We start from the raw sequence: 25645 nt of genomic DNA on the forward strand, positions 1-25645 counted from the left end.
CGGGCGTCCGAGGGTCTGATGGAAGCCGACAACCCCGGCCCCCGTTTCCTGTCGCCTCGCGTGCCGTCGTACCCGTGAGTCACTGATCAGACTGGTGGATCCCGCAACCCAAGGCAACGAGGGGGACCACCCAATGAACGGCTCGCGCATCGCCGGCGTCGGCCACTACCAGCCCGCCAAGGTGCTCACCAACGAGGACCTGGCGGGCCTGGTCGACACGAGTGACGAGTGGATCAGGAGCCGGGTGGGCATCCGTACCCGCCACATCGCCGGGCCCGACGAGCCCGTCGACGAGCTCGCCGCGCACGCCGCCGCCAAGGCCCTCGCGGCGGCCGGCCTCGCCCCCGACGCCATCGACCTGGTGCTGGTCGCCACGTCGACCGCCGTCGACCGCTCCCCGAACATGGCCGCGCGCGTCGCCGCCCGGCTCGGCATCCCCTCGCCCGCCGCGATGGACGTCAACGTGGTCTGCGCGGGGTTCACCCACGCCCTGGCCACGGCGGACCACGCGGTGCGGGCCGGCGGCGCCGTCCGCGCGCTGGTCATCGGCGCCGACAAGATGTCCGAGGTCACCGACTGGACCGACCGCACCACCTGTGTGCTCGTCGGCGACGGGGCCGGAGCCGCCGTGGTCGAGGCGTGCGCCGAGGACGAGCAGGGCATCGGGCCGGTGCTGTGGGGCTCCGTGCCCGAGATGGGGCGCGCCGTGCGCATCGAGGGGCAGCCCGCGCGGTTCGCGCAGGAGGGGCAGAGCGTGTACCGCTGGGCCACCACCCAGCTGCCGCCGATCGCCCGCCGGGCCTGCGAGCGCGCGGGGCTCGCCCCCGAGGAGCTGGCCGGAGTCGTGCTGCACCAGGCCAACCTGCGCATCATCGAGCCGCTCGCGGAGAAGATCGGCGCCGTCAACGCCGTGGTCGCCCGCGATGTCGTCGACTCGGGCAACACCTCCGCGGCCAGCATCCCGCTCGCCTTCTCCAAGCTGGTCGAGCAGGGCGCCCTCGGCAGCGGCGACCCGGTGCTGCTCTTCGGCTTCGGCGGGAACCTGTCGTACGCCGGGCAGGTCGTCCGGGTGCCGTGAGCGGGGCGCCGTGAGCGAGGGTGCCGCGCGGTGGTGTCCATGAGAACGGTGTCCATGAGCGAGGGTGCCGCGAGGGCGGTGTCCGTGAGGGTGGGTGCCGCGAGTGCGGGCCTTGCGCGGGCGGGCCTCGTGAGGGCGGTGTCGCCCGGAGAGCCGACGGCGGACGCTCCGCAGCCGTAGACTGTAGACGAAAGACAGTTGCGTGCTCGTGGACGTGGCCGCCCCGCGCTGCCCAGGAGGGGGATCGACCGATGATGTCGCCGACAGGCCTGCCGCAGGGGACCGTGCCCCGGCTGGAACGCCCGGGGCCGCTGCGTGAGCGGGTCTATGAGGCGCTGCTCGAACTCATCACGACCCGCGCGCTGGAGCCCGGCCAGCATCTGGTCGAGAGCGAACTCGCCACGCATCTCGGGGTCTCGCGGCAGCCCATCCGGGAGGCGCTGCAACGGCTGAACACCGAGGGCTGGGTCGATCTGCGGCCCGCCCAGGGCGCGTTCGTGCACGAGCCGACCGACGCCGAGGCGGACCAGCTCCTCACCGTGCGCGGCATGCTGGAGGCCGAGGCGGCGCGGCTCGCCGCCCTCAACGCGTCCGAGGGCGACGTCCGTGACCTGGACGTCATCCACGCCCTCGGCCTCCAGGCCGTCGCCGCCGACGACGTGGACGCCGCCGTCGCCCTCAACGCCCGCTTCCACGCCAAGATCATGGAGCTGGCCGGGAACGCGGTCCTCGCCGAGCTCTCCGCCCAGGTCGACCGCCGGGTGCGCTGGTACTACACGCCGGTCGCCCGGCAGCGCGGCGCGCAGTCCTGGACCGAGCACCGCGCCCTGATCGACGCGATCCTCGCGCACGACGAACAGCGCGCGACCCGGCTGATGCGCGAGCACACCGAGCACACCCGGCGGTCCTACCGGGAGCGCGCCAGGTCCACGTCCTGACAGGTCCACGTCCTGACGGGGGCGGGTCCTGGCAGGGGCAGGCCGGGCCCTTCTTTGTCCTGTCAGTGGAGAAAGTCGTCACCAATTCGTGCACAGCTTCTTCCCAGGTTCGGCAGCCGCTGCTACGTTCCCCTCGAAAGCACGACAGCAGGCGGCCTATTGAGGCGGGGAGGGGCTCGTGAGACGCATGACGGCACGACCCGCGAACGCCCACCAGGCCCGGCTGCTCAAGCTGTTGCGCGACGAAGGTCCCAACTCCCGTGCCCAGCTGGGTGACCAGATCGACCTGTCACGGTCGAAACTGGCCGTGGAGGTCGACCGGCTGCTGGAGACGGGCCTGGTCGTGGCCGACGGACTCGCCGCCTCGCGCGGTGGCCGCCGCTCCCACAACATCAGGCTCGCCCCCGCCCTGCGGTTCCTCGGCGTGGACATCGGCGCGACCTCGGTCGACGTCGCCGTCACCAACGCCGAACTGGAGATCCTCGGCCACCTCAACCACCCCATGGACGTACGCGAGGGCCCGGTCGCGGTCTTCGAGCAAGTCCTCGCCATGGCGGCCAAGTTGAGGGCGACCGGACTCGCCGAGGGCTTCGACGGCGCCGGCATCGGCGTCCCGGGACCGGTCCGCTTCCCCGAGGGCGTACCGGTCGCGCCGCCGATCATGCCCGGCTGGGACGGCTTCCCCGTACGGGAGGCGCTCAGCCAGGAGCTCGGCTGCCCGGTGATGGTCGACAACGACGTGAACCTGATGGCGATGGGGGAGCAGCACGCGGGCGTGGCCCGCAGTGTCGGCGACTTCCTCTGCGTCAAGATCGGCACCGGCATCGGCTGCGGGATCGTCGTCGGCGGCGCCGTCCACCGGGGGGTGACGGGCAGCGCGGGCGACATCGGGCACATCCAGGCCGTGCCCGACGGACGACCCTGCGCCTGCGGCAACCGGGGCTGCCTGGAAGCCCACTTCAGCGGGGCGGCCCTCGCCCGGGACGCCGTGGAGGCGGCCCAGCAGGGGCTGTCGGCGGAACTCGCCGGCCGGCTGGAGACGAACGGCATCCTGACCGCCGTCGACGTCGCCGCCGCCGCCGCGGCCGGGGACGCCACCGCGCTCGACCTGATCCGCGAGGGCGGCAACCGCACCGGCCAGGTCATCGCCGGCCTGGTCAGCTTCTTCAACCCCGGCCTGGTGGTGATCGGCGGCGGGGTCACCGGCCTCGGCCACACCCTGCTCGCCGCGATCCGTACCCAGGTCTACCGCCAGTCGCTGCCCCTGGCGACCGGCAACCTGCCCATCGTCCTGGGGGAGTTGGGGCCCACCGCCGGAGTCATCGGCGCGGCCCGCCTCATCAGCGACCACCTCTTCTCACCCGCGTAACCGCACCTTCGCGTCACCGCACGCCGCGTCACCGCACCTCGCGCAACCGCACCTTCGCGTAAGCCACTTCAGTACAGCGCGCTGCTTCGCCCTGCCCCGGCCCAGGCCTTCCGGTCACGCTCACGCCTGCCGCCTGCCGCCTCCCACGCACCGCACCCGCCCTGACACCGGCCCGCACGCCCGCCAAGGGGAATCCGCATGGCACCAGAACCATCGCTCCTCACCATGTCCGGCATCACCAAGTCGTTCCCCGGAGTCCGGGCCCTCGACGGCGTCGACCTCGATGTCCAGGCCGGCGAGGTGCACTGCCTGCTCGGCCAGAACGGGGCCGGGAAGTCCACGCTCATCAAGGTCCTCGCCGGGGCCCACCAGCCCGACGACGGCACCATCACCTGGCGCGGCGAACCCGTCACCCTGCGCTCGCCGATCGCCGCCATGCGCCTCGGCATCGCCACCATCTACCAGGAACTCGACCTGGTGGAACACCTGTCGGTCGCCGAGAACGTCCATCTGGGCCATGAACCCACCACCGCCGGATTCGTCGTACGGGGCCGGGCGGCACGCGCCTCGACGGCCGCCCTGCTCGGGCGACTCGGGCACCCCGAGATCGAACCGGGGCGGCTGGTGGGGGAGTTGTCGGCGGCGCAGCAGCAGATCGTCTCCATGGCGCGGGCCCTCTCCCACGACGTGCGGCTCATCGTCATGGACGAGCCGTCCGCGGCCCTCGACCCCGACGAGGTCGACAACCTCTTCCGGATCGTCGGCGACCTGACCGCCGACGGGGTCGCCGTCGTCTACATCTCCCACCGCCTGGAGGAGATCCGGCGCATCGGCGACCGCGTCACCGTCCTCAAGGACGGTCGGGCCGTCGCGGGCGGACTGCCCGCCGAGTCGACACCGACGCGCGAGGTCGTGGCACTGATGACGGGCCGCAACGTCGAGTACGTCTTCCCCGAACGCCCGCCGACGGACGCCCCGCCCGGCACGCCCGTGCTGGAGGTGCGCGGCCTCGCGCGGACCGGGGAGTTCGCGCCGCTCGACCTGACCGTGCACGCCGGGGAGATCGTCGGGCTGGCCGGACTCGTCGGATCGGGGCGCTCCGAGATCCTGGAGACGGTCTACGGGGCGCGCAGGCCCACCTCCGGGCAGGTCCTCGTCGACGGGCGGGCGCTCAGGCCCGGCAGCGTCCGCGCCGCCGTCCGCGCCGGACTCGGACTCGCCCCCGAGGAACGCAAGGCCCAGGCCCTGCTGCTGCTGGAGTCCGTCACCCGCAACGTCTCCGTCTCCTCCATGTCCCGCTTCTCCCGGGCCAGCTGGATCGACCGGAGCGCCGAGACCCGCGCCGCCCGCGCCGCCACCCGTGAACTGTCGCTGCGGCCCGACAACCCGTCCGCGCCCGTGCGCACCCTGTCCGGCGGCAATCAGCAGAAGGCCGTCCTCGCCCGCTGGCTGCTGCGCGGCTGCCGGGTCCTCCTGCTCGACGAGCCCACCCGCGGGGTCGACGTCGGCGCCCGCAGCGAGCTGTACGCGGTCGTGCGCCGGCTGGCCGACGAAGGACTCGCCGTCCTGCTCGTCTCCAGCGAGGTGCCCGAAGTGCTCGGCCTCGCCGACCGCGTGCTCGTCCTGCGCGAGGGCGGCGTCGTCCACACCGCACCCGCCCGTGAACTCGACGAACACCGCGTACTCGACCTCGTCATGGAAGGAGGCCCGGCGTCATGACGCAGCACGTCTCCCCGCCCAGGGGCGGCACCGACAAGGCGGCGACCGTGCCCCGGCTCCCCGCCTGGCGGTCCACGGTGGCCCGCGCCGATGTGCGGACCCTGTCCCTCCTCGGCGTACTCGCCGCACTGGTCCTGATCGGCGGGATCACCAAACCGGACGAGTTCCTCGACACCCGCAACCTCCAACTCGTCCTCACCCAGGCCTCGGTGATCGGGGTCGTCACCGTCGGCATGACCTTCGTCATCACCTCCGGCGGCATCGACCTGTCGGTCGGCGCGATCGTCGCCCTCGCCTCCGTGTGGGCCACCACCGTCGCGACCCAGGAGTACGGCTTCGGCGGCATCCTGCTCACCGCGATGCTCGTCGGCCTCGGCTGCGGGCTGGTCAACGGACTGCTCATCGCCTACGGCGGCATGGTCCCGTTCATCGCCACCCTCGCCATGCTCGCCTCCGCGCGCGGCCTCGCCCTCCAGATCACCGACGGCAAGACGCAGATCGTCACGATCACCTCCGTCCTCGACCTCGGGGAACGCGACGCCTACGTCCTCGGGATACCGCCGCTCGTCCTGGTCTTCGCGGTCGTGACGGTCATCGGCTGGCTGATCCTCAACCGCACCACCTTCGGCCGCCGCACCGTCGCCGTCGGCGGCAACGCGGAGGCCGCCCGGCTCGCCGGCATCGACGTGCGCCGCCAGCGGCTCTACCTCTACCTGCTGTCCGGACTGTGCTGCGGCATCGCGGCGTTCCTGCTGATCATCCTCGCCGGGTCCGGCCAGAACACCAACGGCAACCTCTACGAACTGGACGCCATCGCCGCCGCGATCATCGGCGGCACCCTGCTCAGCGGGGGCCGAGGCACCATCACCGGTTCCGTGCTCGGGGTCCTGATCTTCACCACGATCACCAACATCTTCGCCCTGAACAACCTGCAGAGCGACGTCCAGCAGATCGCCAAGGGCGCGATCATCGTCGCCGCCGTGCTGGTCCAGCGCCGTACCGCGAGCACGACCTGAGGAAAGGGTTCATCGCCATGAAGCCACTCGACAGCCGATTCGCCACTCGCCGGGGACTGCTCTTCGGGGCCGCCGCCGTGTCCGCGGGCGCCGTTCTCGCGGGTTGCACCAGCAACGACTCCGACGACGAGCCGGCCGCCAACGACCAGCCGGCCGCCGACGACAGCACCGGCAAGGCCGTCACCATCGGCTTCGCGGGACCGCAGGCCGACCACGGCTGGCTGAACGCCATCAACGACAACGCCAAGAGCCGCGCCGAGAAGTACGCGGACGTCACCCTGGAGATCACCGAGGGCTCCAACGACACCGCCGCGCAGATCGGCCAGATCGAGACCCTCATCAACAAGAAGGTCGACGTCCTGGTGGTGCTGCCCGCCGACGGGAAGGCCCTCACCCAGGTCGGACTGAAGGCGATGCGGGCCGGCATCCCCGTCATCAACCTGGACCGGGTCTTCAACACCCCGCAGGCGTACCGCTGCTGGATCGGCGGCGACAACTACGGCATGGGCCTCAACGCCGGGCACTACATCGGCGAGCAGCTCAAGGACACCCCGGACGCCCGGGTCATCGAGCTGGCCGGCCTGGACAACCTGGAGCTGACCAAGCAGCGCACCCAGGGCTTCGACGACGCCCTGAAGAACTACCCCAACATCAAGAAGGTGGCCCGCCAGGCCGCCGAGTTCACGGTGGAGTCCGGGCAGGCCAAGATGGCCCAGCTCCTCCAGGCGCAGTCGAAGTTCGACGCCCTGTGGAACCACGACGACGACCAGGGCGTGGGCGCGCTCCGGGCCATCGAACAGGCCGGACGCGACGACTTCCTGATGGTCGGCGGGGCGGGCGCCCTCTCCGCGTTCCAGGCCATCAAGCAGGGCGACGGCGTGCTGAAGGCGACCGTCCTGTACCCGCCGACCATGGCCGCCTCCGCGATCGACCTGGCCCGTGCCCTCGGCCAGACCAAGGGCGTCGGCGGACTCGCCGAGTACGAGATCCCGGCCTCGATCACCCTGTACTCGGCCGTCGTCGACAAGGACAACGTCGACCAGTACATGTCCACCGGCTTCAAGTGAGGCATTCCGCCCGGCGGACCTCACGGTTCCCCCGGGCGGGCCGCACCCCCCACCGCGCACCACGACGAGGAGGACATCGCGCATGCCACAGCCGCAGAGTTCAGAAGAGGCCGAGAAGCCACCGCTCCGCGTCGGCATGGTCGGCTACGCCTTCATGGGCGCCGCCCACTCCCAGGGCTGGCGCACCGTGGGACGCGTCTTCGACCTGCCGAGGCGGCCCGTCCTGGCCGCGATCTGCGGACGGGACGGTGCCGCCGTGCGGGCGGCGGCCGTGCGGCACGGATGGGCGGCGGCCGAGACCGACTGGCGTGCGCTGATCGCCCGGGACGACATCGACCTCGTCGACATCTGCACCCCCGGCGACAGCCACGCCGAGATCGCCCTGGCGGCGCTCGCGGCCGGCAAGCACGTGCTGTGCGAGAAGCCCCTCGCGAACACCGTCGAAGAGGCCGAGACCATGACCCGGGCGGCCGAGGAGGCCGAGGCGCGCGGCCTCCTGGCGATGGTCGGCTTCAACTACCGCCGGGTGCCCGCCACCGCGCTCGCCCGCTCCATGGTCGCCGAGGGGCGCCTGGGCACCCTGCGGCACGTGCGGGTGACCTACCTCCAGGACTGGCTGGTGGACCCGGAGTTCCCGCTCACCTGGCGGCTGCGCAAGGAGATCGCGGGCTCCGGTGCCCTCGGCGACCTCGGCGCCCACATCATCGACCTCGCCCAGTACCTGGCCGGGGAGCAGCTGGCCGGGGTGTCGGCCCTCACCGAGACCTTCGTCCGCGAGCGGCCCCTGCCCGTCGGCGCCACCAGCGGGCTGAGCGGCGGCGCCGCCGCGGGCGGCGGAGCGGTCACCGTCGACGACGCCGCCCTGTTCACCGGCCGTTTCGCGGGCTCCGGCGCCCTCGCCTCCTTCGAGGCGACCCGGTTCGCGACCGGCCGCAAGAACGCCCTGCGCATCGAACTCAACGGTGAGCGCGGCTCGTTGGCCTTCGACCTGGAACGCCTCAACGAACTGACCTACCACGACGGCACCGAGCCCGGCACGCACGCGGGCTTCCGCCGCATCCTCGTCACCGAGCCCGACCACCCCTACCTGGACGCCTGGTGGCCGCCCGGCCACGGCCTCGGCTACGAGCACACCTTCGTCCACCAGGCCCGTGATCTCGTCCACGCCGTCGCCGACGGGCGCCGCCCCGTCCCGTCCTTCGCCGACGGGCTCCAGGTGCAGCGCGTCCTCGCTGCGGTGGAGGAGAGCGCCGCCAAGAACTCCGTCTACACGCCCATCGCCGTCTGAGGAGGCTGGAAGCGACATGCCGCGCAGGTTCACGCTCTTCACCGGACAGTGGGCGGACCTCCCCCTCGAAGAGGTCTGCCGCCTGGCCCGCGACTTCGGCTACGACGGCCTCGAACTCGCCTGCTGGGGAGACCACTTCGAGGTCGACAAGGCCCTCACCGACCCCTCCTACCTGGACTCCCGCCACCAGCTCCTCGACAAGTACGGCCTCAAGTGCTGGGCCGTCTCCAACCACCTGGTCGGCCAGGCCGTGTGCGACGCCATCATCGACGAACGCCACCAGGCCATCCTGCCCGGCGACATCTGGGGCGACGGCGACCCCGAAGGCGTACGGCGGCGCGCGGCCGACCGGATGGCGGACACCGCGCGCGCCGCGGCGGCCTTCGGCGTCGACACCGTCATCGGTTTCACCGGCTCCGCGATCTGGCACCTCGTCGCCATGTTCCCGCCCGCCCCCGAGTCGATGATCGACCGCGGCTACGAGGACTTCGCCGAGCGCTGGAACCCGATCCTCGACGTCTTCGACACCGAGGGCGTCCGCTTCGCCCACGAGGTCCACCCCAGCGAGATCGCCTACGACTACTGGACGACCGTCCGCGCCCTGGACGCCGTCGACCGGCGCCCCGCCTTCGGCCTCAACTTCGACCCCAGCCACTTCGTCTGGCAGGACCTCGACCCGGTCGGCTTCCTGTGGGACTTCCGCGACCGGATCTACCACGTCGACTGCAAGGAGGCCCGCAGGCGCCTCGACGGCCGCAACGGCCGCCTCGGCTCCCACCTCCCCTGGGGCGACCCCCGCCGCGGCTGGGACTTCGTCTCCGCCGGACACGGCGACGTCCCCTGGGAGGACGTCTTCCGCATGCTGCGCTCCATCGGCTACGAGGGCCCGGTCTCCGTCGAGTGGGAGGACGCCGGCATGGACCGGCTGCAGGGCGCCCCCGAGGCGCTGAAGCACCTGAAGGCGTTCGACTTCGAGCCGCCGTCGGCCTCCTTCGACGCGGCGTTCGGCGGCAACGACTGAGGCGACAACAGCCCTGCCGCACAGATGAGTTCCGGGATGACGGCGCATCCCGGCGCACGCACCCGCCCGTACAACCCGCCCCATTCTGGAGGCAATCCGTGCACGGGAACGACAGCACCATCGACACCGCCAGAAACCGGCCCCGCAGACGACGCGCACCCTGGCGCAGAGCGGCGGCCCTGATCAGCGGCCTGCTGCTGGCCGGCGCCTCCCTCACCCTCACCGCACCCCAGGCCGGCGCAGCCGTCGCCGACGAGGGGGCCGTCGCGGCCGAGGACTTCCAGCAGGTCACCCTCGCCAAGGGCGAACCGGAGGTCGGCGAGCCCATGTCGCTCGCCGTCCTGCCCGACCGCTCCGTCCTGCACACCTCCCGCGACGGCGAACTCCGGCTCACCGACGCCGCGGGCAACACGACCCTCGCGGGCAAACTCGACGTGTACAACCACGACGAGGAGGGACTGCAAGGCATCGGCGTCGACCCGGAGTTCAGCACCAACCGGTTCATCTACCTGTACTACGCGCCCCCGTTGAACACCCCCGCGGGTGACGCGCCCGAGACCGGCACCGCCGCCGACTTCGCCCCCTTCGACGGCGTCAACCGGCTCTCCCGGTTCGTCCTGAACACCGACGGCACCCTCGACACCGCCAGCGAGCGGCAGATCCTCGACGTCCCCGCCACCCGCGGCCTGTGCTGCCACGTCGGCGGCGACATCGACTTCGACGCCGAGGGCAACCTGTACCTGTCGACGGGCGACGACACCAACCCCTTCCAGTCGGACGGCTTCACCCCCATCGACGAGCGCGACGGCCGCAACCCCGGCTTCGACGCGCAGCGGTCCAGCGGCAACACCAACGACCTGCGCGGCAAGATCCTCCGCATCAAGGTCCAGGCCGACGGCTCCTACACCGTCCCCGACGGCAACCTCTTCGCCCCCGGCACGGACCGGACCCGCCCCGAGATCTACGCCATGGGCTTCCGCAACCCGTTCCGCTTCAGCGTCGACAGAACGACCGGCATCCTCTACGTCGGCGACTACGGACCCGACGCCGGCGCCGCCGACCCGGCGCGCGGACCGGCAGGACAGGTCGAGTTCGCCCGGGTGACCGGCCCCGGCAACTTCGGCTGGCCCTACTGCACCGGCGCCAACGACGCCTACGTGGACTACGACTTCGCCACCGGCACCTCCGGCGCCGCCTTCGACTGCGCCGCTCCGAAGAACACCTCCCCGCACAACACCGGCCTCACCGACCTGCCCCCGGCCCAGTCCGCCTGGATCCCCTACGACGGCGGCTCCGTACCGGAGTTCGGCACCGGCTCAGAGTCCCCGATGGGCGGCCCCGTCTACCACTACGACGCCGCGCTCGACTCGCCCGTGAAGTTCCCCGAGGCCTACGACGGCGACTTCTTCGCCGGGGAGTTCGGCCGCCGCTGGATCAAGCGGATCAGCAGCGACGCCCAGGGCACCGTCGAGTCGATCGCCGACGTCCCCTGGACCGGCACCCAGATCATGGACATGGCCTTCGGCCCCGACGGCGCGCTGTACGTCCTCGACTACGGCACCGCCTGGTTCGGCGGCGACGAGCACTCCGCCCTGTACCGCATCGAGAACGCCACCGACGGCCACTCCCCGGTCGCCCAGGCCGCCGCGGACCGCACCTCGGGACAGGCGCCGCTGAAGGTCCGGTTCTCCTCCGCCGGCACCACCGACCAGGACGGCGACGCCCTCACCTACGCCTGGGACTTCGGTGACGGCGCCACCTCCACGGCGGCCGACCCGACGCACAAGTACAAGCGGAACGGCACCTACACCGCCACCCTCACCGCCGAGGACACCTCGGGACGCACCGGCAGCGCGAGCGTGCAGATCGTCGTCGGCAACACCGCGCCCAAGGTCACCCTCGAACTTCCGCAGGACGGCGCGCTGTTCAGCTTCGGTGACGCCATCCCGTTCAAGGTGAGGGTCACCGACCCCGAGGACGGCAGGGCCGTCGACTGCTCCACCGTCAAGGTCACCTTCGTCCTCGGCCACGACACCCACGGCCACCCGCTGACCTCCGCCAACGGCTGCACCGGCACCATCCAGACCAGCGCCGACGGCGGCCACGACGAGGACGCCAACATCTTCGGCGTGATGGACGCCGAGTACACCGACGGCGGAGGCGGCGGCCAGGCCCCGCTCACCACCCACGACCAGAACGTCCTCCAGCCCCGGCACCGCCAGGCCGAGCACTTCGGCGCGCAGAGCGGCGTCAGCGTCATCGAGAAGGCCACCGCCCACGGCGGCCGGACCGTCGGCGACATCGACAACGGCGACTGGGTCTCCTTCACGCCCTACGCCCTGGCCAACGCCAAGTCCGTCACCGCGCGCGTCAGTTCGGGCGGCGCCGGCGGAACCCTGGAGATCCGCGCCGGATCCGCGACCGGCACCCTCCTCGGCAAGGCGACCGTCCCGGTGACCGGCGGCTGGGAGACCTTCCAGGACGTCACCGCGAACCTGACCCGCGCCCCCCGCGGCACCACCACCCTCTACCTCGTCTTCAAGGGGGCCACCGGATCGGGCGCCCTGTTCGACGTGGACGACTTCACCTTCACCACCGGCTGAGAGGAGACACCCCATGCGATCCACCGCACGCCGCTCGACGGCGATCGCGGCGGCGGCCCTGCTCCTCGGCTGCGTCAGCGGCCCCGCCGCCTCCCAACCCGGCGACGGGCCACGGGAGAAGGCGGAGCAGAAGCGCGTGCTCGTCTTCTCCAAGACGGCGGGCTTCCGGCACGACTCCATCCCCGAAGGCGTCGCCGCCGTCCAACAGCTCGGTGAGAGCGGCGGGTTCACCGTCGACACCACCGAGGACGCCGGCGCCTTCACCACCCGCAACCTGCGCCGCTACGACGCCGTCGTGTTCCTGTCGACCACCGGCGACGTCCTCGGCACCGCCCAGCAGCGCGCGTTCGAGGGCTGGATCCGGCACGGCGGCGGCTACGTCGGCATCCACGCCGCCGCCGACACCGAGTACGACTGGGCGTTCTACGGCGGGCTCGTGGGCGCGTACTTCCAGTCGCACCCGGCGATCCAGCCCGCCACCGTCGACGTCGAGGACCGGGGCCACCCGGCCACCTCGGCACTCGGCCCCGCCTGGCCGCGGACCGACGAGTGGTACAACTACCGCTCCAACCCGCGCGAGCGGGTGCACGTCCTCGCCTCGCTCGACGAGTCGTCGTACACCGGCGGCACCATGAACGGCGACCATCCCCTCGCCTGGTGCCAGACCTACCAGGGCGGCCGGGCCTTCTACACCGGCGGCGGACACACCAAGGAGTCCTACGCGGACCCCGCGTTCCGGCAGCACCTGGCCGGCGGGATCGCGTACGCCCTCGGCGAGACCCAGGCCGACTGCCGCCCCGAGAACGGGTACCGCCCCCTGTTCGACGGCACCTCCCTCGACGGGTGGCAGCAGGCCGGACCCGGCTCCTTCACCCTCGACGAGGACGGCACCCTCACCTCCACGGGCGGCATGGGGATGCTCTGGTACGCCGCTTCAGGGTTCACGTCGTACTCCCTCAAACTCGATTGGAAGGTGGCCGGAGACGACAATTCGGGAGTGTTCGTGGGCTTCCCGCCCTCGGACGACCCATGGTCGGCCGTGAACACCGGCTACGAGATCCAGATCGACGCCAGTGACGTACCCGAGAGGACCACGGGCTCCGTCTACGGCTTCCGGTCCGCCGACCTCACCCGGCGGGACCGCGCACTGAACCCGCCGGGGGAGTGGAACACGTACGAGATCCGCGTGGAGGGCGAACGACTCCGCGTCCGGCTCAACGGCGTGCAGATCAACGACTTCACCAACACCGATCCGGCCCGGAGCCTGCTCGACGGACACATCGGCGTCCAGAACCACGGTGCCGACGACCAGGTGTCCTTCCGGAACGTCCGGATCAAGGAACTGCCCGCGACGGGCGACTGAGCGGCGGCGGGCGGGGGACGCCGGACCCCCGCCCGCCGTCTTCCGGCCAGGAATCCCTCTTCTCCTCTGCTTCCTTCCCTCCCTGAGCCCGAAGAGGGATTCACGCCCGACGCGTTCGACAAGGAGGCTGCCCATGTCCGCGTCCGCCCTTCCGTCCCGCACAGGTGTCTGGCTGATCGGGGCCCGTGGCTCCGTCGCCACCACAGTGGTCGCCGGCGCCGCCGCCATGACCGCCGGTCTGCACCCGTCGACCGGACTGGTCACCGGGACACCGCCCTTCACCGACTCCGCGCTGCCGCCGCTCGCCTCACTGGTCTTCGGCGGCCACGACACCCTCGACTGCCCGCTGCCCAAGCGCGCCGAGGCACTTGCCGCCGGTGGCGTGCTGCCACCCGGCCTGCCCTCCGCGATCGCCGCCGAACTCACCGCCGCCGACCGGGAGATCCGCCCCGGCGGCCCACACCCGGCCTCCACACCCGGCCCCGGCGAGGACGAGCTGATCGCCGCCTTCGCCGCCGACATCGACGACTTCGTACGCCGCAACGGGCTGGCGCGGGCGGTCGTCGTCAACGTCGCCTCCACCGAACCCGCGCCCACCGGGGACGCGTTGCCCCCGAGCTCCCTGTACGCGGCCGCCGCCCTGCGCGCGGGCTGCCCCTACGTCAACTTCACCCCGTCCGCCGGACTGCACCACCCCGCGCTCGCCGCCTCGGCCGAGGCGAGCGGACTCCCGTACGCGGGCCGGGACGGCAAGACCGGCCAGACCCTGCTGCGCGCCGTCCTCGGCCCGATGTTCGCCCAGCGCGCGCTCGACGTCCGGGCCTGGTCGGGAGCGAACCTGCTCGGCGGCGGAGACGGTGCCGCGCTCGCCGACCCCGCGGCGGCCGCGGCGAAGAACGCCGGCAAGGAACGCGTCCTGCTCGACACCCTCGGCACGGCCCCCGAGGGCGAGGTGCACATCGACGACGTGCCCGCGCTCGGCGACTGGAAGACCGCCTGGGACCACATCGCCTTCGACGGCTTCCTCGGCACCCGCATGGTCCTCCAGACCATCTGGCAGGGCTGCGACTCCGCGCTCGCCGCGCCCCTCGTGCTCGACCTGGCCCGCCTCACCGCACGCGCCCACGAGACGGGCCTGTCCGGCCCCCTCTCCGAACTGGGCTTCTACTTCAAGGACCCGGTGGGCGAGGGGCCCGCGGCGCTGGGGGAGCAGTACCGGGCCCTGGTCGGCCTCGCGACCCGTCTGAAGCCCGACCCCGCCGACGGACGCGCCCCAGCCGACGGACCCGCCCCTGCCGACGCCCGCCCGGGGGAGGCCCGATGAGACCGCACCGCCAGACCACCCCACCGGAGCGACGCCGCGCCGCGGAGCGCGAGCAACAGCGTGTCACCGGGCCACCGGAGCACGAGCAACGGCCCCTCACCGGGCCACCGGAGCAAGGGCAACGGCCCCTCACCGGGCCGCGGCAGCCCCGCGTCCCGGAACCGGAGGAGCAGAGCGCCGCCGCATCGGGGGCGGGGACCGGGGACGCCGGTCCGGAGGGGCGGGCCGGCCGCGTCGCAGCGGGTGCGCGGGGTGCGGAGCTGGGGGCCTGGGTCGAACTCCTGCGTCTGCCCGCCCTGTTCACCGTCCCCGGTGACGTGCTCGCCGGAGCCGCGGCCACCGGCCTCCGCCCCACCCCCCGCACCGTCTGCGCCATCGGCTCCTCCCTCTGCCTCTACGAGGCCGGTATGGCCCTCAACGACTGGGCGGACCGTGCCGAGGACGCCGCCGAACGACCCCACCGCCCCCTGCCGTCCGGCCGGATCCGCCCCGCGGCGGCCCTGGCGGCGGCGGGCGGTCTCACCGCGGCGGGCCTGGCCCTCGCCGCCCGCGCAGGGCGCCCCGCACTCGCGGTCGCCGCACCCCTCGCGGCCACCGTCTGGGCCTACGACCTCGTCCTCAAGCACACCCCGGCGGGCCCGGTGGCCATGGCCGCGGCCCGCGGGCTCGACCTGCTGATGGGCGCCGCGGCCACCACCGGCGGCATCCGCGCGGCCCTGCCCTCCGCCGCCGCGCTCGGCACCCACACCCTCGCGGTCACGGCCGTGTCCCGGCACGAGACACAGGGCGGCGCACACCTGCCCCCCGTCGCGGCCCTGGCCGTCACCGCGTGCCTGACCCGGTTCCTCGCCCCCCGCCCCCCGACAGGCCGACGGGAAGCAGCCTCCCCCGGCCTGCCGGGCACCGGCCCCACCGCCACGACCGCGCTGCGCAGGGCCCTCGCCGCCGCCTACGCCACGACCATGGCCAGGCCCTGTGTCCACGCGGCCCTCAACCCCTCACCGCCGCTCACCCAACGCGCCGTCGGCAGCGGGATCCGCGCCATGATCCCGCTCCAGGCCGCCCTCACCGCCCGGGCGGGCGCGCCCGCCGGTGCCCTGCTCGTCGCCGCGCTCGCCCCCCTGGGACGCAGGTTCGCGAAGAAGGTGAGCATCACGTGAGCGCCGACCCCGGCGCCGGGACGGGCGCCACCCCCTTCCGGTTCGGCTACGGCACCAACGGCCTCGCCGATCTCCGTCTGGACGACGCCCTCGGCCTCCTCGCCGACCTCGGCTACGACGGGCTCGGCCTGACCCTCGACCACATGCACCTCGACCCGTTCGCCCCGGACCTCGCCGCCCGCACCGCGCACGTCGCCCGGCGGCTGGACACGCTCGGCCTGGGCGTCACCGTGGAGACCGGTGCCCGTTACGTCCTCGACCCGCGCCGCAAGCACGGCCCCTCCCTCCTCGACCCGGACCCCACGGACCGGGCCCGCCGCGTGGACCTCCTCGTGCGCGCCGTCCGCGTCGCCACCGACCTCGGCGCGCACGCCGTGCACTGCTTCAGCGGCATCACCCCGCCGGGCACGGACCCGGACACGGCGTGGGACCGCCTCAGCGTGGCCCTCGAACCGGTGGTGGAGGCCGCCGCCGACGCCGGTGTCCCGCTCGCCGTGGAGCCCGAACCCGGTCATCTCCTCGCGACGCTCTCCGACTTCCACCGGCTGCGCCGGGCGCTCGGCGACCCCGGGCCCCTGGGGCTGACCCTGGACATCGGCCACTGCCAGTGCCTGGAACCCGAGCCGCCCGAGGACTGCGTCCGCGCCGCGGGACCCTGGCTGCGGCACGTCCAGATCGAGGACATGCGCCGCGGCGTGCACGAGCACCTCCCCTTCGGCGAGGGGGAGATCGACGTCCCGGCCGTGCTCGCCGCCCTGGCCGGCACCGGCTACCGGGGACTGACCGTCGTCGAACTGCCCCGCCACTCCCACGCGGGACCCCACTACGCCGAAACGTCCCTCCGGTTCCTGCACACGGCGGCCACCGCCGCCCTCGCGTCCGGCGCCCCCTCCGCCACCCCCGAAGGGAGCCTCCTGTGACCCGCCCTCACGCGGACCCCCACACCCCCGCGGACCCCCACACCCCCGCGGACACCCGGGCCCCCGTGGACCCCCACACCCCCGCGGATCCCCACACGCCCGCGGACACCCGGGCCCCGAACACGCAGTCCCCGGACACCGCCACCCCCGCCCCGCCCCCGTCCGGCCGGGACCCGCAGACCGACCCCGCCCCCGACCCCGCCCGCGTCCCTCCCGCCACCCTGCACGACCGGCTCGCCAGGCGGCTCCCCGGCGCCGCCCGGGCCTGGCTCGACCAGGCTCTCGACGAGGCCGCCGCCCACCCCGGCACCCACGGCCCCATCGCCGTGTGGGAACTGCGGCTCGCCGAGGCCGGACGGCGCTGCGGAACCGAGCACGCCGACGCCGTCCGCGTCCTGATCCTGCACGCGGCGCGCGCCGACACCGCCGCCCTCACCCGGGTCTACCGGCAGGGCACCGCCGCCGAACGCCGCGCCGTCCTCGACGCCCTGCCCCACCTGGTGCCGGGACCGGACGCGCTGCCCCTGGTCGAGGACGCGCTGCGCACCAACGACACCCGGCTCGTCGCCGCCGCCGTCGGCCCCTACGCCGCCCGCCATCTCGACCCGCACCCATGGCGGCACGCCGTCCTGAAGTGCCTGTTCACCGGCGTCCCCGTCGACGCCGTGGACGGACTGGCCCGGCGTGCCCACGGCGACCCCGAACTGGCCCGCATGCTCGGCGACTACGCCGCCGAACGCACCGCCGCGGGCCGCCGCGTGCCCCGGGACCTGCACCGTGTCCTGACCCTGACCGACCCGAGCTCCACACCCCCCACCGGGCAGCGTCCCGCGTCCCGCGGCAGCGACGGCAAGGAGTCCTGATGCGCATCTTCGACCCCCACATCCACATGACGTCGCGCACCACCGACGACTACGAGGCCATGTACGCGGCCGGCGTCCGCGCCGTCGTCGAGCCCTCCTTCTGGCTCGGCCAGCCCCGCACCTCGCCCGCCTCCTTCCTCGACTACTTCGACGCCCTCCTCGGCTGGGAACCCTTCCGCGCCGCCCAGTACGGCATCGCCCACCACTGCACGCTGGCCCTCAACCCCAAGGAGGCCAACGACCCGCGCTGCACGCCCGTCCTCGACGAACTGCCCCGGTATCTCGTCAAGGACCAGGTCGTCGCCGTCGGCGAGATCGGCTACGACTCCATGACCCCGGCCGAGGACACCGCCCTCGCCGCCCAGCTCCAGCTCGCCGCCGACCACGCGCTGCCCGCGCTCGTGCACACCCCGCACCGCGACAAGCTGGCCGGCCTGCGCCGCACCCTCGACGTCGTCCGGGAGTCCGCGCTGCCGCCCGACCACGTCCTGGTCGACCATCTCAACGAGACCACCGTCAAGGAGGCCAAGGACGGCGGCTGCTGGCTCGGCTTCTCCGTCTATCCCGACACCAAGATGGACGAGGACCGGACGGTCGCCCTCCTCAAGACCTACGGCACCGACAAGGTCCTCGTGAACTCGGCCGCGGACTGGGGCCGCAGTGACCCCCTCAAGACCCGCAGGGTCGCCGACGCCATGCTCGCCGCCGGCTTCACCGAGGACGACGTCGACCTCGTGCTGTGGCGCAACCCCGTCGCCTTCTACGGGATCAGCGGCCGGCTCGCCCTCGACAGCGGCCCCACCGGCACGGGCGCCACCCATGAGGGCAACTCGATCCTGCGCGGAGGCGAGTAGGGCATGCGCTTCCGCCACCCCGACGGCTCGACCGTCCACCTCGCCTACTGCACCAACGTCCATCCCGCCGAGACCCTCGACGGGGTCCTCGCCCAGCTCCGCGAGCACTGCGAACCCGTCCGCCGGCGCCTGGGCCGCGACCGCCTCGGCATCGGCCTGTGGCTCGCCAAGGACGCCGCGCACGCCCTGGTCACCGACCCCTCCGCACTGCGCGGCCTGCGCACCGAACTCGACCGGCGCGGCCTGGAGGTCGTCACCCTCAACGGCTTCCCCTACGAGGGGTTCGGCGCCGAGGAGGTCAAGTACCGCGTCTACACACCGGACTGGGCCGACCCCGAACGCCTCGACCACACCACCGACCTGGCCCGGATCCTCGCCGGACTCCTCCCCGACGACGTGACCGACGGCAGCATCTCCACGCTGCCGCTCGCCTGGCGCACGGCGCACGACGCCGAGCGCACCGAGAAATCGCTGCGCGCGCTCGCGGAACGCCTGGACGCGCTGGAGGAGCTGACCGGCCGGTCGATCCGCGTCGGCCTGGAACCCGAACCCGGCTGTGCCGTCGAGACCACCCGCGACGCCCTCGCCCCGCTCACCGCGATCGGCCACGACCGCATCGGCATCTGCGTCGACACCTGCCACCTCGCCACCTCCTTCGAGGATCCGCACACCGCCGTCGACGCGCTCGCCGCCGCCGGTGTCACCGTCGTCAAGTCCCAGCTCTCGGCCGCCCTGCACGCCGAGCACCCCCATCTGCCCGAGGTCCGCGCCGCACTCGCCGCGTTCGACGAACCCCGCTTCCTGCACCAGACCCGCACCGCCACCGCGGCCGGACTCCGCGGCACCGACGACCTCGGCGAGGCCCTCGCGGGCGACGCCCTGCCCGACGGGGCGCCCTGGCGCGCCCACTTCCACGTCCCCCTGCACGCGGCACCCGCCGCGCCCCTCACCTCCACGCTGCCCGTCCTCAAGGCGGCGCTGGCCCGGCTGGTCGGCGGCCCGCACCCGCTCACCACCCATCTGGAGGTCGAGACCTACACCTGGCAGGCCCTCCCGCCCGCCCTGCGGCCCCGCGGCCGGACCCAGCTCGCCGACGGCATCGCCGCCGAACTCACCCTCGCCCGCGACCTGCTGACCGACCTCGGCCTGAAGGAACTCCCATGACCCCCCACCCGGGCGACCCCGCACCCGCCGGCACGCCCACCCCCCTTCTCGTGCTGGACGTCGTCGGCCTCACCCCCCGTCTCCTCGACCACATGCCCCACCTCAAGGCCCTCGCCCAGCGGGGCTCACGGGCCCCGCTGGATACCGTGCTGCCCGCCGTCACCTGCGCCGCCCAGTCCACCTTCCTCACCGGCACCCACCCCGCCGAGCACGGCATCGTCGGCAACGGCTGGTACTTCCGCGACCTCGGCGACGTCCTGCTGTGGCGGCAGCACAACGGCCTCGTCGAGGGCGACAAGCTCTGGGACGCCGCCCGCCGCGCCCACCCCGGCTACACCGTCGCCAACATCTGCTGGTGGTACGCCATGGGCGCCGACACCGACTACACCGTCACCCCCCGCCCGGTCTACTACGCCGACGGCCGCAAGGAACCCGACTGCTACACCCGGCCCCCGGCCCTGCATGACGAACTCACCGCGAAACTCGGCACCTTCCCCCTCTTCCACTTCTGGGGACCGGGCGCGGACCTCGTCTCCAGCCAGTGGATCATCGACGCCACCCGGCACGTCATGGCCACCCGCCGCCCCGACCTGACCCTGTGCTACCTCCCCCACCTCGACTACGACCTCCAGCGCTTCGGCCCCGACGACCCCCGCTCGCTGAAGGCCGCCGCCGACCTGGACCGGGCCATGGCCCCGCTCCTGGACGACGCCCGCGCACAGGGCCGTACCGTCGTCGCCCTGTCCGAGTACGGGATCACCCGCGCGGACCGGCCCGTCGACATCAACCGCGCGCTGCGCCGCGCCGGACTCCTGGAGGTGCACACCCAGGACGGCATGGAGTACCTGGACCCGATGGCCTCACGGGCCTTCGCGGTCGCCGACCACCAGATCGCCCACGTCTATGTGCGCCGCCCCGAGGACCTCGACGCCACCCGCGCGGCCCTCGCCGGCCTGCCCGGCATCGAGCGGCTCCTCGACGACCAGGGCAAGAAGGCCCAACGGCTCGACCATCCGCGCTCCGGCGAACTCGTCGCCCTGGCGGAGCCGGACGCCTGGTTCACGTACTACTACTGGCTCGACGACGCCCGCGCGCCCGACTTCGCGCAGCTCGTCGAGATCCACCGCAAACCCGGATACGACCCGGTCGAACTGTTCATGGATCCCCTCGACCCCTATGTCAAGGTCAAGGCGGCGACCGCGCTGGCCCGCAAGAAGCTCGGCCTGCGCTACCGCATGGCGGTCGTGCCTCTGGATCCGGCGCCTGTCCGAGGCAGCCACGGCCGCCTTCCCGCGAGCGACGACGAAGGTCCGCTCCTCATCTGCTCCACCCCCCGTGCCGTCGGCGACCGCGTGGCGGCCACCGATGTGAAGTCCCTGCTGCTCCGGCTCGCCGGTCTGTCCTGACCGGCGAGCTGTTCCTGTCCGACTGGTCACCAGTGAAGCACCCGCCACTGACAACGCCCTCAGACACAGAGGAGTCCCAGGCATGAGCCGCATCTCCCGACCCGACCCCGAACTCACCCACCGCCTCAGCAGACGAGGCATGCTCGGCGTGGCCGCCGGAGCCACGGCCGCCGCCCTGCTCGGCGCCGCCGCCACGCCCGCGACCGCCGCCGCGAGCGCCCCCGGGGGCCGGGGCCGTCCCGTCCTGCCGCCCGGCCGCCTCGGCATCCAGCTCTACAGCCTGCGCGACAAGGTCTCCACCCTGGGCTTCGCCCCCGTCTTCGCCGAACTGGAGAAGTACGGCTACGACGAGGTCGAGTTCGCCGGCTACACCCAGGGCTCCGCGGGCCCGATCACCCTCGCCCAGCTCCGCCGCCTCGCCCGTGACCACGGGCTCAACCCGATCGGCAGCCACGTCGGTTACTACTCCGACGACCCCAACGCGTACACCTTCGCGCAGAACCTCACCAAGGTCCTCGACGACGCCCAGGCCCTCGGCCTCAAGCACATCGGCACCGCCTCGGGGCCCTTCCGCTACGGCTCGACCGTCGACGCCTGGAAGCGGGCCGCCGCGGAGTTCAACACCTACGGCGCCGCGGCGAAGGCGCGCGGCATGAAGTTCTACCAGCACAACCACTCCGAGGAGTTCTCCTTCGCCACCGACAACCCCAAGGTCCGGCTCTACGACGTGCTGCTCGCCGAGACCGACCCCGACCTGGTGTTCCTGGAGATGGACATCTTCTGGGCCTACTCGGGCCAGTTCCGCTTCTCCAAGCGCCCCGACGGCAAGCCCGCGCCGTTCGAGCCGCTCGACTACGTGCTGCGCCAGCCCCACCGCTACCCGCTGTTCCACGTCAAGGACGGAACCCACGACCCGGCCAGTACCTACGGCTATCAGATGACCGATGTCGGGGACGGCGACATCGACTACCAGCGGTTCATCTCCGCCGTGACCCGGCTGCGCGGCGAGCGTCTCGCCCACCACTGGCAGGCCGAACACGACCAGCCCGCCGAGTCGTTCACCTTCGCCCGCCGCTCCAGCGAGCACCTGCACTCGCTGCGGGAGAAGTGCTGACCCACCGCTGGGGCCGCACATGAGGAGGCCCTCCCCGAATCCGGAAGGAATCCGGTCGGGGAGGGCCTCCTCATGTGCGGCCTTGTGCTCGGTCCGCCTTTCTACGAAGCGGGTTGCGGCACCCGCGTCCGGCCCGGCTGACGCAAGGTCAGCGCGATCAGCGCCGCCACCATGGAGACGCCCCCGGCCAGGGCGTACGCGCCGTCGTAGCCCCACGCGGCGACCACCATGGAGCCCAGTCCGCCGCCGAAGAGGCCGCTGATCAGCTTTCCGCTGTACACCAGGCCGTAGTTGGAGGCGTTGTAGTTCTCCCCGAAGTAGTCCGGGGTGAGCGCCGCGAACAGCGGGTAGAACGCGCCGCCGCCGAAGCCGGAGAGGAAGGCGAAGAACAGGAACAGCGCCTCGCTCCTGACGTCACCCGCCCAGATCACGCCGAACTGGGCGAGCCCCAGGACGACGATCACGAACACCAGCGCCTGCTTGCGGCCCCACTGGTCCGAGAGCCAGCCCACGACACCGCGGCCGATGCCGTTGATGACCGCCATGACACCCATCGACGAGGCCGCCACCAGGGGGCCGAAGCCGACCTCCTTGGCGTAGTCGACCTGGAAGGAGATGCCGAAGATCGACACTCCCGCCGTCATCACGATGGCGAGCCACATCAGGGGCAGCATGCCGGTCCTGATGGCCTCCTTGGGGGTGTACTGCCGTACCGCCGGCGGGTTCTTCGCGAGCGCCTTCGCGTTCTTGCCGTCACCCGAGAACGTCAGGGGATCGATGTCCGCGGGCCACCAGTTCTTCGGCGGGTCCTTGAAGAAGAACGCGCATCCGAACACCACGATCACGATGTAGCAGCCGATGAGGTCCAGGACACGGTGGTAGTTCGCCGTGTCGAAGCCGTAGTTGAAGATGAAGATGAACGGCAGTGATCCGTACGCGAATCCTCCGTTGACGAATCCGGTCCGGGCGCCCCGCCGTTCGGGGAACCACTTGCCGACCATGTTGATGCAGGTCGCGTAGACCAGGCCGGCCCCGATGCCACCGACGACGCCGAAGCCGACGATGGCCAGCCACACATTGCCCAGATGCGACAGGGCGAGGAATCCCGCCAGACACATGAACGAGCCGATGTACATGGCCTTTCGGGCGGTCAGGACGCCCTTCTCCCGCAGCCAGCCCGCCGGGAAGGCGATACCTGCCTGGAAGAAGACCCAGACGCTGAGGATCCAGAAGGTGTTGCTCTGCGTCCAGCCGTGGGCGTGGGACAGGGTGTCCTCCGCCGAGCCGTACGCGTACTCGAAGACACTGATGGCCATCATCGCGATCCACGGCAGATACACCATGAGCTTGCGGGAGTGACCGAGGATGTCCCGGTCGGTCTCGCCGACGCGATAGGTACGGCCGTGCGGATCGGTGATCTCTCGGTAGGGACGGTGTGCGGCGTCGGTCGACGAGCTGTTCGTTGCCAGGGGATCTGCCGTCATCTCGGGCCAATTCCTCCGTGTGTCAGGCCATTTCCTCGCCGAGCGGCTGGGGGTTGGGTGCGACCGCGCGGTCGGAGCGCGGTGTTCCTGGGGACTTCAGGAAGACGGCGAGGACCGCGGAGGCCAGGCCGATGCACCCGGCGAGGACGAACGCGCCCTCGTAGTCCCAGGCGCCGACCACGACCGCGCCCACGCCGGAGCCCACGAGCCCGGAGATGAGCTTCGAGCTGTAGACCATGCCGTAGTTGGAGGCGTTGTTGTTCTCACCGAAGTAGTCCGCGGTCATGGCGGCGAACAGCGGGAAGATCGCCCCGCCGCCGAAGCCGGAGACCATGGAGCAGAACAGGAAGAACGGCATGCTGCCCATCTGGCCGGAGACCAGCACGCCGAACTGGGCGGTGCCCAGCACCAGGCACACGATGATCAGGGTGTTGCGGCGGCCGTAGCGGTCGGAGATCCAGCCGATGACGCCGCGGCCGGTGCCGTTGACGATCGCCTTCAGGGACATCGCCGTGGCCACGATCCCGCCCGCGAAGCCCATGTCCTTGCCGAACGGCACCTGGAAGGCGATGCCGAAGATGTTGATGCCGGCCGTGCACAGCAGGCAGAACCACATCATCCACAGAACGGGCTGACGAGCGGCCTCCCTCGGGGTGTACTGCTTGGTCGCCGGCGGGTTCTTCTCCAGCGCCCGGCGGATCTTGGGGTCGTCGGTGGCCTTCAGCGGGTCGACGTGCTCGGGCCACCAGTTCTTCGGCGGGTCCCGGAAGAACCACCCGGCCGAGGCGACGACCAGGCACAGCCCGACGCCCACACAGGCCAGTACCGTCTGGTAGTTGCTCAGGTCCATGTACGAGGTGAACAGGAACACGAAGGGCACCGAGCCGTAGGCGAAACCGCCGTTGACGAAGCCGGTCTTGCCGCCCTTGCGCTCCGGGTACCACTTGCCGACCATGTTCACGCAGGTCGCGTAGACGAGACCGGCGCCGATGCCGCTGCACATACCGAAGCCGAAGTAGGCCACCAGCACGTTCGGCGCGTACGCGAGGGAGAGATACCCGAGCATGGTGCCGACGGCGCCGAGCATCATCGCCGTCCGTGCGGGAAGTTTGCCGCTCTCGCGCAGCTGACCGGCGGGGAAGGCCACGGCGGCCTGGAAGAACACCCAGACGCCCATGAGCCAGAAGATGTGTCCGCTGCTCCACAGATGAGCCTCGTGGAGGGTCTCCTCGGCGGAGGTGAACGCGTACTCGGCGGAGCTGATGCCCATCATGCCGATCCACGGCAGGATGACCATCCACTTGCGCCGGCGCCCCATGATGTCGACATCGGACTCGCCGATGCGATACACGCGGCCGTTGCGGTCCGACACCTCCCGGTAGGGAACCGATGTCGAGTAGTCGATGGTTGTCATCTCGGTCAAGACTCCTTGCGTCGAAAGATCTGGCCAGCGCCCCCTGTCCAAATGCCTTTCGTGCGCACACGGGTCCCGGGGCCGTACCGACGCGCACCGTCGGCCGCCCCGTGCTCGGTCACGTCATGGGCCGCCCCCAGAGAGGCCTGGCGCCGTCACGGCGCGGGTGAAGGGACCCCACCTCAGATCACCCCGCTCGACTTCAGTAGGCGCAACTCCTCGTCACCGAGGCCGAGTTCGCCGATGTAGACCTCTTCGTTGTGCTCGCCGAGGAGGGGGGAAGCGGTGATCAGGGTGGAGGAGTCGGAGAGTTTGACCGGGTTGCCGACCGTGGTGAACGCGCCGCGTTCGGGGTGGTCGACGGTGACGATCATGTCGTCGGCGGCCAGGGAGGCGTCCTCGATGATCTCCTTGGTCGAGAGGATCGGCCCGCAGGGGATGTTGTGGGCGTTGAGTTCCGCGAGGACCTGCCACTTGGGG

The 25645-nt window shown here is 72.1% G+C and carries 21 protein-coding genes; 18 read left to right on the plus strand and 3 right to left on the minus strand.

The window, feature by feature from the left end; translation table 11 throughout:
- Positions 1 to 133 precede the first annotated feature (133 nt).
- The 18 genes from ACIPSE_RS22660 (at position 134) to ACIPSE_RS22745 (ending at position 22267) form a co-directional block, all read left to right on the plus strand.
- A complete protein-coding gene (locus ACIPSE_RS22660; RefSeq protein ID WP_401664983.1) occupies positions 134 to 1078 on the plus strand; it encodes a beta-ketoacyl-ACP synthase III in 945 nt (314 codons plus the stop codon).
- Between the two features lie 254 nt (positions 1079 to 1332).
- Positions 1333 to 2016: a GntR family transcriptional regulator gene (locus tag ACIPSE_RS22665; RefSeq protein ID WP_401665060.1), complete on the plus strand. Its 684-nt coding sequence runs from the start codon at positions 1333 to 1335 to the stop codon at positions 2014 to 2016.
- Between the two features lie 187 nt (positions 2017 to 2203).
- Complete coding sequence (locus tag ACIPSE_RS22670; RefSeq protein WP_401664985.1) at positions 2204 to 3385, plus strand: ROK family protein; 1182 nt, start codon at positions 2204 to 2206, stop codon at positions 3383 to 3385.
- Between the two features lie 198 nt (positions 3386 to 3583).
- Entirely contained in the window at positions 3584 to 5104 is a 1521-nt protein-coding gene (locus ACIPSE_RS22675) for a sugar ABC transporter ATP-binding protein (RefSeq protein ID WP_401664987.1), read from the plus strand.
- A complete protein-coding gene (locus ACIPSE_RS22680) occupies positions 5101 to 6120 on the plus strand; it encodes an ABC transporter permease (protein WP_401664989.1) in 1020 nt (339 codons plus the stop codon). The genes ACIPSE_RS22675 and ACIPSE_RS22680 overlap by 4 nt, the downstream gene beginning before the upstream one ends.
- Before the next feature lie 17 nt (positions 6121 to 6137).
- A complete protein-coding gene (locus tag ACIPSE_RS22685) occupies positions 6138 to 7187 on the plus strand; it encodes a substrate-binding domain-containing protein (protein WP_401664991.1) in 1050 nt (349 codons plus the stop codon).
- Positions 7188 to 7269: 82 nt separating this feature from the next.
- Entirely contained in the window at positions 7270 to 8475 is a 1206-nt protein-coding gene (locus ACIPSE_RS22690; protein WP_401664993.1) for a Gfo/Idh/MocA family protein, read from the plus strand.
- A gap of 16 nt (positions 8476 to 8491) precedes the next feature.
- Positions 8492 to 9496, plus strand: a complete 1005-nt coding sequence (locus ACIPSE_RS22695) for a sugar phosphate isomerase/epimerase family protein (RefSeq protein WP_401664995.1) — start codon at positions 8492 to 8494, stop codon at positions 9494 to 9496.
- Positions 9497 to 9594: 98 nt separating this feature from the next.
- A complete protein-coding gene (locus ACIPSE_RS22700) occupies positions 9595 to 12099 on the plus strand; it encodes a PQQ-dependent sugar dehydrogenase (RefSeq protein ID WP_401664997.1) in 2505 nt (834 codons plus the stop codon).
- Between the two features lie 13 nt (positions 12100 to 12112).
- Positions 12113 to 13462: a ThuA domain-containing protein gene (locus ACIPSE_RS22705; protein ID WP_401664999.1), complete on the plus strand. Its 1350-nt coding sequence runs from the start codon at positions 12113 to 12115 to the stop codon at positions 13460 to 13462.
- A gap of 133 nt (positions 13463 to 13595) precedes the next feature.
- Complete coding sequence (locus tag ACIPSE_RS22710; protein ID WP_401665001.1) at positions 13596 to 14786, plus strand: inositol-3-phosphate synthase; 1191 nt, start codon at positions 13596 to 13598, stop codon at positions 14784 to 14786.
- Positions 14783 to 15946 carry an SCO3242 family prenyltransferase gene (locus ACIPSE_RS22715; protein ID WP_401665003.1) on the plus strand — a complete coding sequence of 388 codons (1164 nt, stop codon included), beginning with the start codon at positions 14783 to 14785 and terminating at the stop codon, positions 15944 to 15946. The genes ACIPSE_RS22710 and ACIPSE_RS22715 overlap by 4 nt, the downstream gene beginning before the upstream one ends.
- Positions 15943 to 16866, plus strand: a complete 924-nt coding sequence (locus ACIPSE_RS22720) for a sugar phosphate isomerase/epimerase family protein (protein WP_401665005.1) — start codon at positions 15943 to 15945, stop codon at positions 16864 to 16866. Before ACIPSE_RS22715 ends, ACIPSE_RS22720 begins: the two co-directional genes overlap by 4 nt.
- Complete coding sequence (locus ACIPSE_RS22725) at positions 16863 to 17729, plus strand: EboA domain-containing protein (protein WP_401665007.1); 867 nt, start codon at positions 16863 to 16865, stop codon at positions 17727 to 17729. Before ACIPSE_RS22720 ends, ACIPSE_RS22725 begins: the two co-directional genes overlap by 4 nt.
- Entirely contained in the window at positions 17729 to 18583 is an 855-nt protein-coding gene (locus ACIPSE_RS22730) for a TatD family hydrolase (RefSeq protein WP_401665009.1), read from the plus strand. Before ACIPSE_RS22725 ends, ACIPSE_RS22730 begins: the two co-directional genes overlap by 1 nt.
- 3 nt (positions 18584 to 18586) lie before the next feature.
- A complete protein-coding gene (eboE, locus tag ACIPSE_RS22735; protein WP_401665010.1) occupies positions 18587 to 19747 on the plus strand; it encodes a metabolite traffic protein EboE in 1161 nt (386 codons plus the stop codon).
- Positions 19744 to 21153, plus strand: a complete 1410-nt coding sequence (locus ACIPSE_RS22740; RefSeq protein WP_401665012.1) for a nucleotide pyrophosphatase/phosphodiesterase family protein — start codon at positions 19744 to 19746, stop codon at positions 21151 to 21153. Before eboE ends, ACIPSE_RS22740 begins: the two co-directional genes overlap by 4 nt.
- 82 nt (positions 21154 to 21235) lie before the next feature.
- The gene (locus tag ACIPSE_RS22745; protein ID WP_401665013.1) at positions 21236 to 22267 is read left to right on the plus strand and encodes a sugar phosphate isomerase/epimerase family protein; all 1032 of its coding nucleotides are present in this window, start codon (positions 21236 to 21238) and stop codon (positions 22265 to 22267) included.
- A gap of 101 nt (positions 22268 to 22368) precedes the next feature.
- Here ACIPSE_RS22745 and ACIPSE_RS22750 read toward each other — a convergent pair whose 3' ends face one another.
- From ACIPSE_RS22750 to ACIPSE_RS22760, 3 genes are all read right to left on the minus strand, one after another.
- Positions 22369 to 23751, minus strand: coding sequence for an OFA family MFS transporter (locus tag ACIPSE_RS22750; protein WP_401665015.1), 1383 nt, complete (start codon positions 23749 to 23751; stop codon positions 22369 to 22371).
- A 22-nt stretch (positions 23752 to 23773) separates the two neighbouring features.
- Positions 23774 to 25165, minus strand: a complete 1392-nt coding sequence (locus tag ACIPSE_RS22755) for an OFA family MFS transporter (RefSeq protein ID WP_401665063.1) — start codon at positions 25163 to 25165, stop codon at positions 23774 to 23776.
- 182 nt (positions 25166 to 25347) lie between these two features.
- A partial coding sequence (locus ACIPSE_RS22760; protein ID WP_401665017.1) for a CoA transferase occupies positions 25348 to 25645 on the minus strand: 298 nt, incomplete at its 5' end.

This window comes from Streptomyces sp. NPDC090106 (assembly GCF_044747265.1).
Taxonomy (GTDB): domain Bacteria; phylum Actinomycetota; class Actinomycetes; order Streptomycetales; family Streptomycetaceae; genus Streptomyces.

Coding starts and splice junctions, on each gene's coding strand:
- ACIPSE_RS22660 (WP_401664983.1), top strand. CDS start 134: ATGAACGGCTCGCGCATCGCCGGCGTCGGCCACTACCAGCCCGCCAAG.
- ACIPSE_RS22665 (WP_401665060.1), top strand. CDS start 1,333: ATGTCGCCGACAGGCCTGCCGCAGGGGACCGTGCCCCGGCTGGAACGC.
- ACIPSE_RS22670 (WP_401664985.1), top strand. CDS start 2,204: ATGACGGCACGACCCGCGAACGCCCACCAGGCCCGGCTGCTCAAGCTG.
- ACIPSE_RS22675 (WP_401664987.1), top strand. CDS start 3,584: ATGGCACCAGAACCATCGCTCCTCACCATGTCCGGCATCACCAAGTCG.
- ACIPSE_RS22680 (WP_401664989.1), top strand. CDS start 5,101: ATGACGCAGCACGTCTCCCCGCCCAGGGGCGGCACCGACAAGGCGGCG.
- ACIPSE_RS22685 (WP_401664991.1), top strand. CDS start 6,138: ATGAAGCCACTCGACAGCCGATTCGCCACTCGCCGGGGACTGCTCTTC.
- ACIPSE_RS22690 (WP_401664993.1), top strand. CDS start 7,270: ATGCCACAGCCGCAGAGTTCAGAAGAGGCCGAGAAGCCACCGCTCCGC.
- ACIPSE_RS22695 (WP_401664995.1), top strand. CDS start 8,492: ATGCCGCGCAGGTTCACGCTCTTCACCGGACAGTGGGCGGACCTCCCC.
- ACIPSE_RS22705 (WP_401664999.1), top strand. CDS start 12,113: ATGCGATCCACCGCACGCCGCTCGACGGCGATCGCGGCGGCGGCCCTG.
- ACIPSE_RS22710 (WP_401665001.1), top strand. CDS start 13,596: ATGTCCGCGTCCGCCCTTCCGTCCCGCACAGGTGTCTGGCTGATCGGG.
- ACIPSE_RS22715 (WP_401665003.1), top strand. CDS start 14,783: ATGAGACCGCACCGCCAGACCACCCCACCGGAGCGACGCCGCGCCGCG.
- ACIPSE_RS22730 (WP_401665009.1), top strand. CDS start 17,729: ATGCGCATCTTCGACCCCCACATCCACATGACGTCGCGCACCACCGAC.
- eboE (WP_401665010.1), top strand. CDS start 18,587: ATGCGCTTCCGCCACCCCGACGGCTCGACCGTCCACCTCGCCTACTGC.
- ACIPSE_RS22740 (WP_401665012.1), top strand. CDS start 19,744: ATGACCCCCCACCCGGGCGACCCCGCACCCGCCGGCACGCCCACCCCC.
- ACIPSE_RS22745 (WP_401665013.1), top strand. CDS start 21,236: ATGAGCCGCATCTCCCGACCCGACCCCGAACTCACCCACCGCCTCAGC.
- ACIPSE_RS22750 (WP_401665015.1), bottom strand. CDS start 23,751: ATGACGGCAGATCCCCTGGCAACGAACAGCTCGTCGACCGACGCCGCA.
- ACIPSE_RS22755 (WP_401665063.1), bottom strand. CDS start 25,165: ATGACAACCATCGACTACTCGACATCGGTTCCCTACCGGGAGGTGTCG.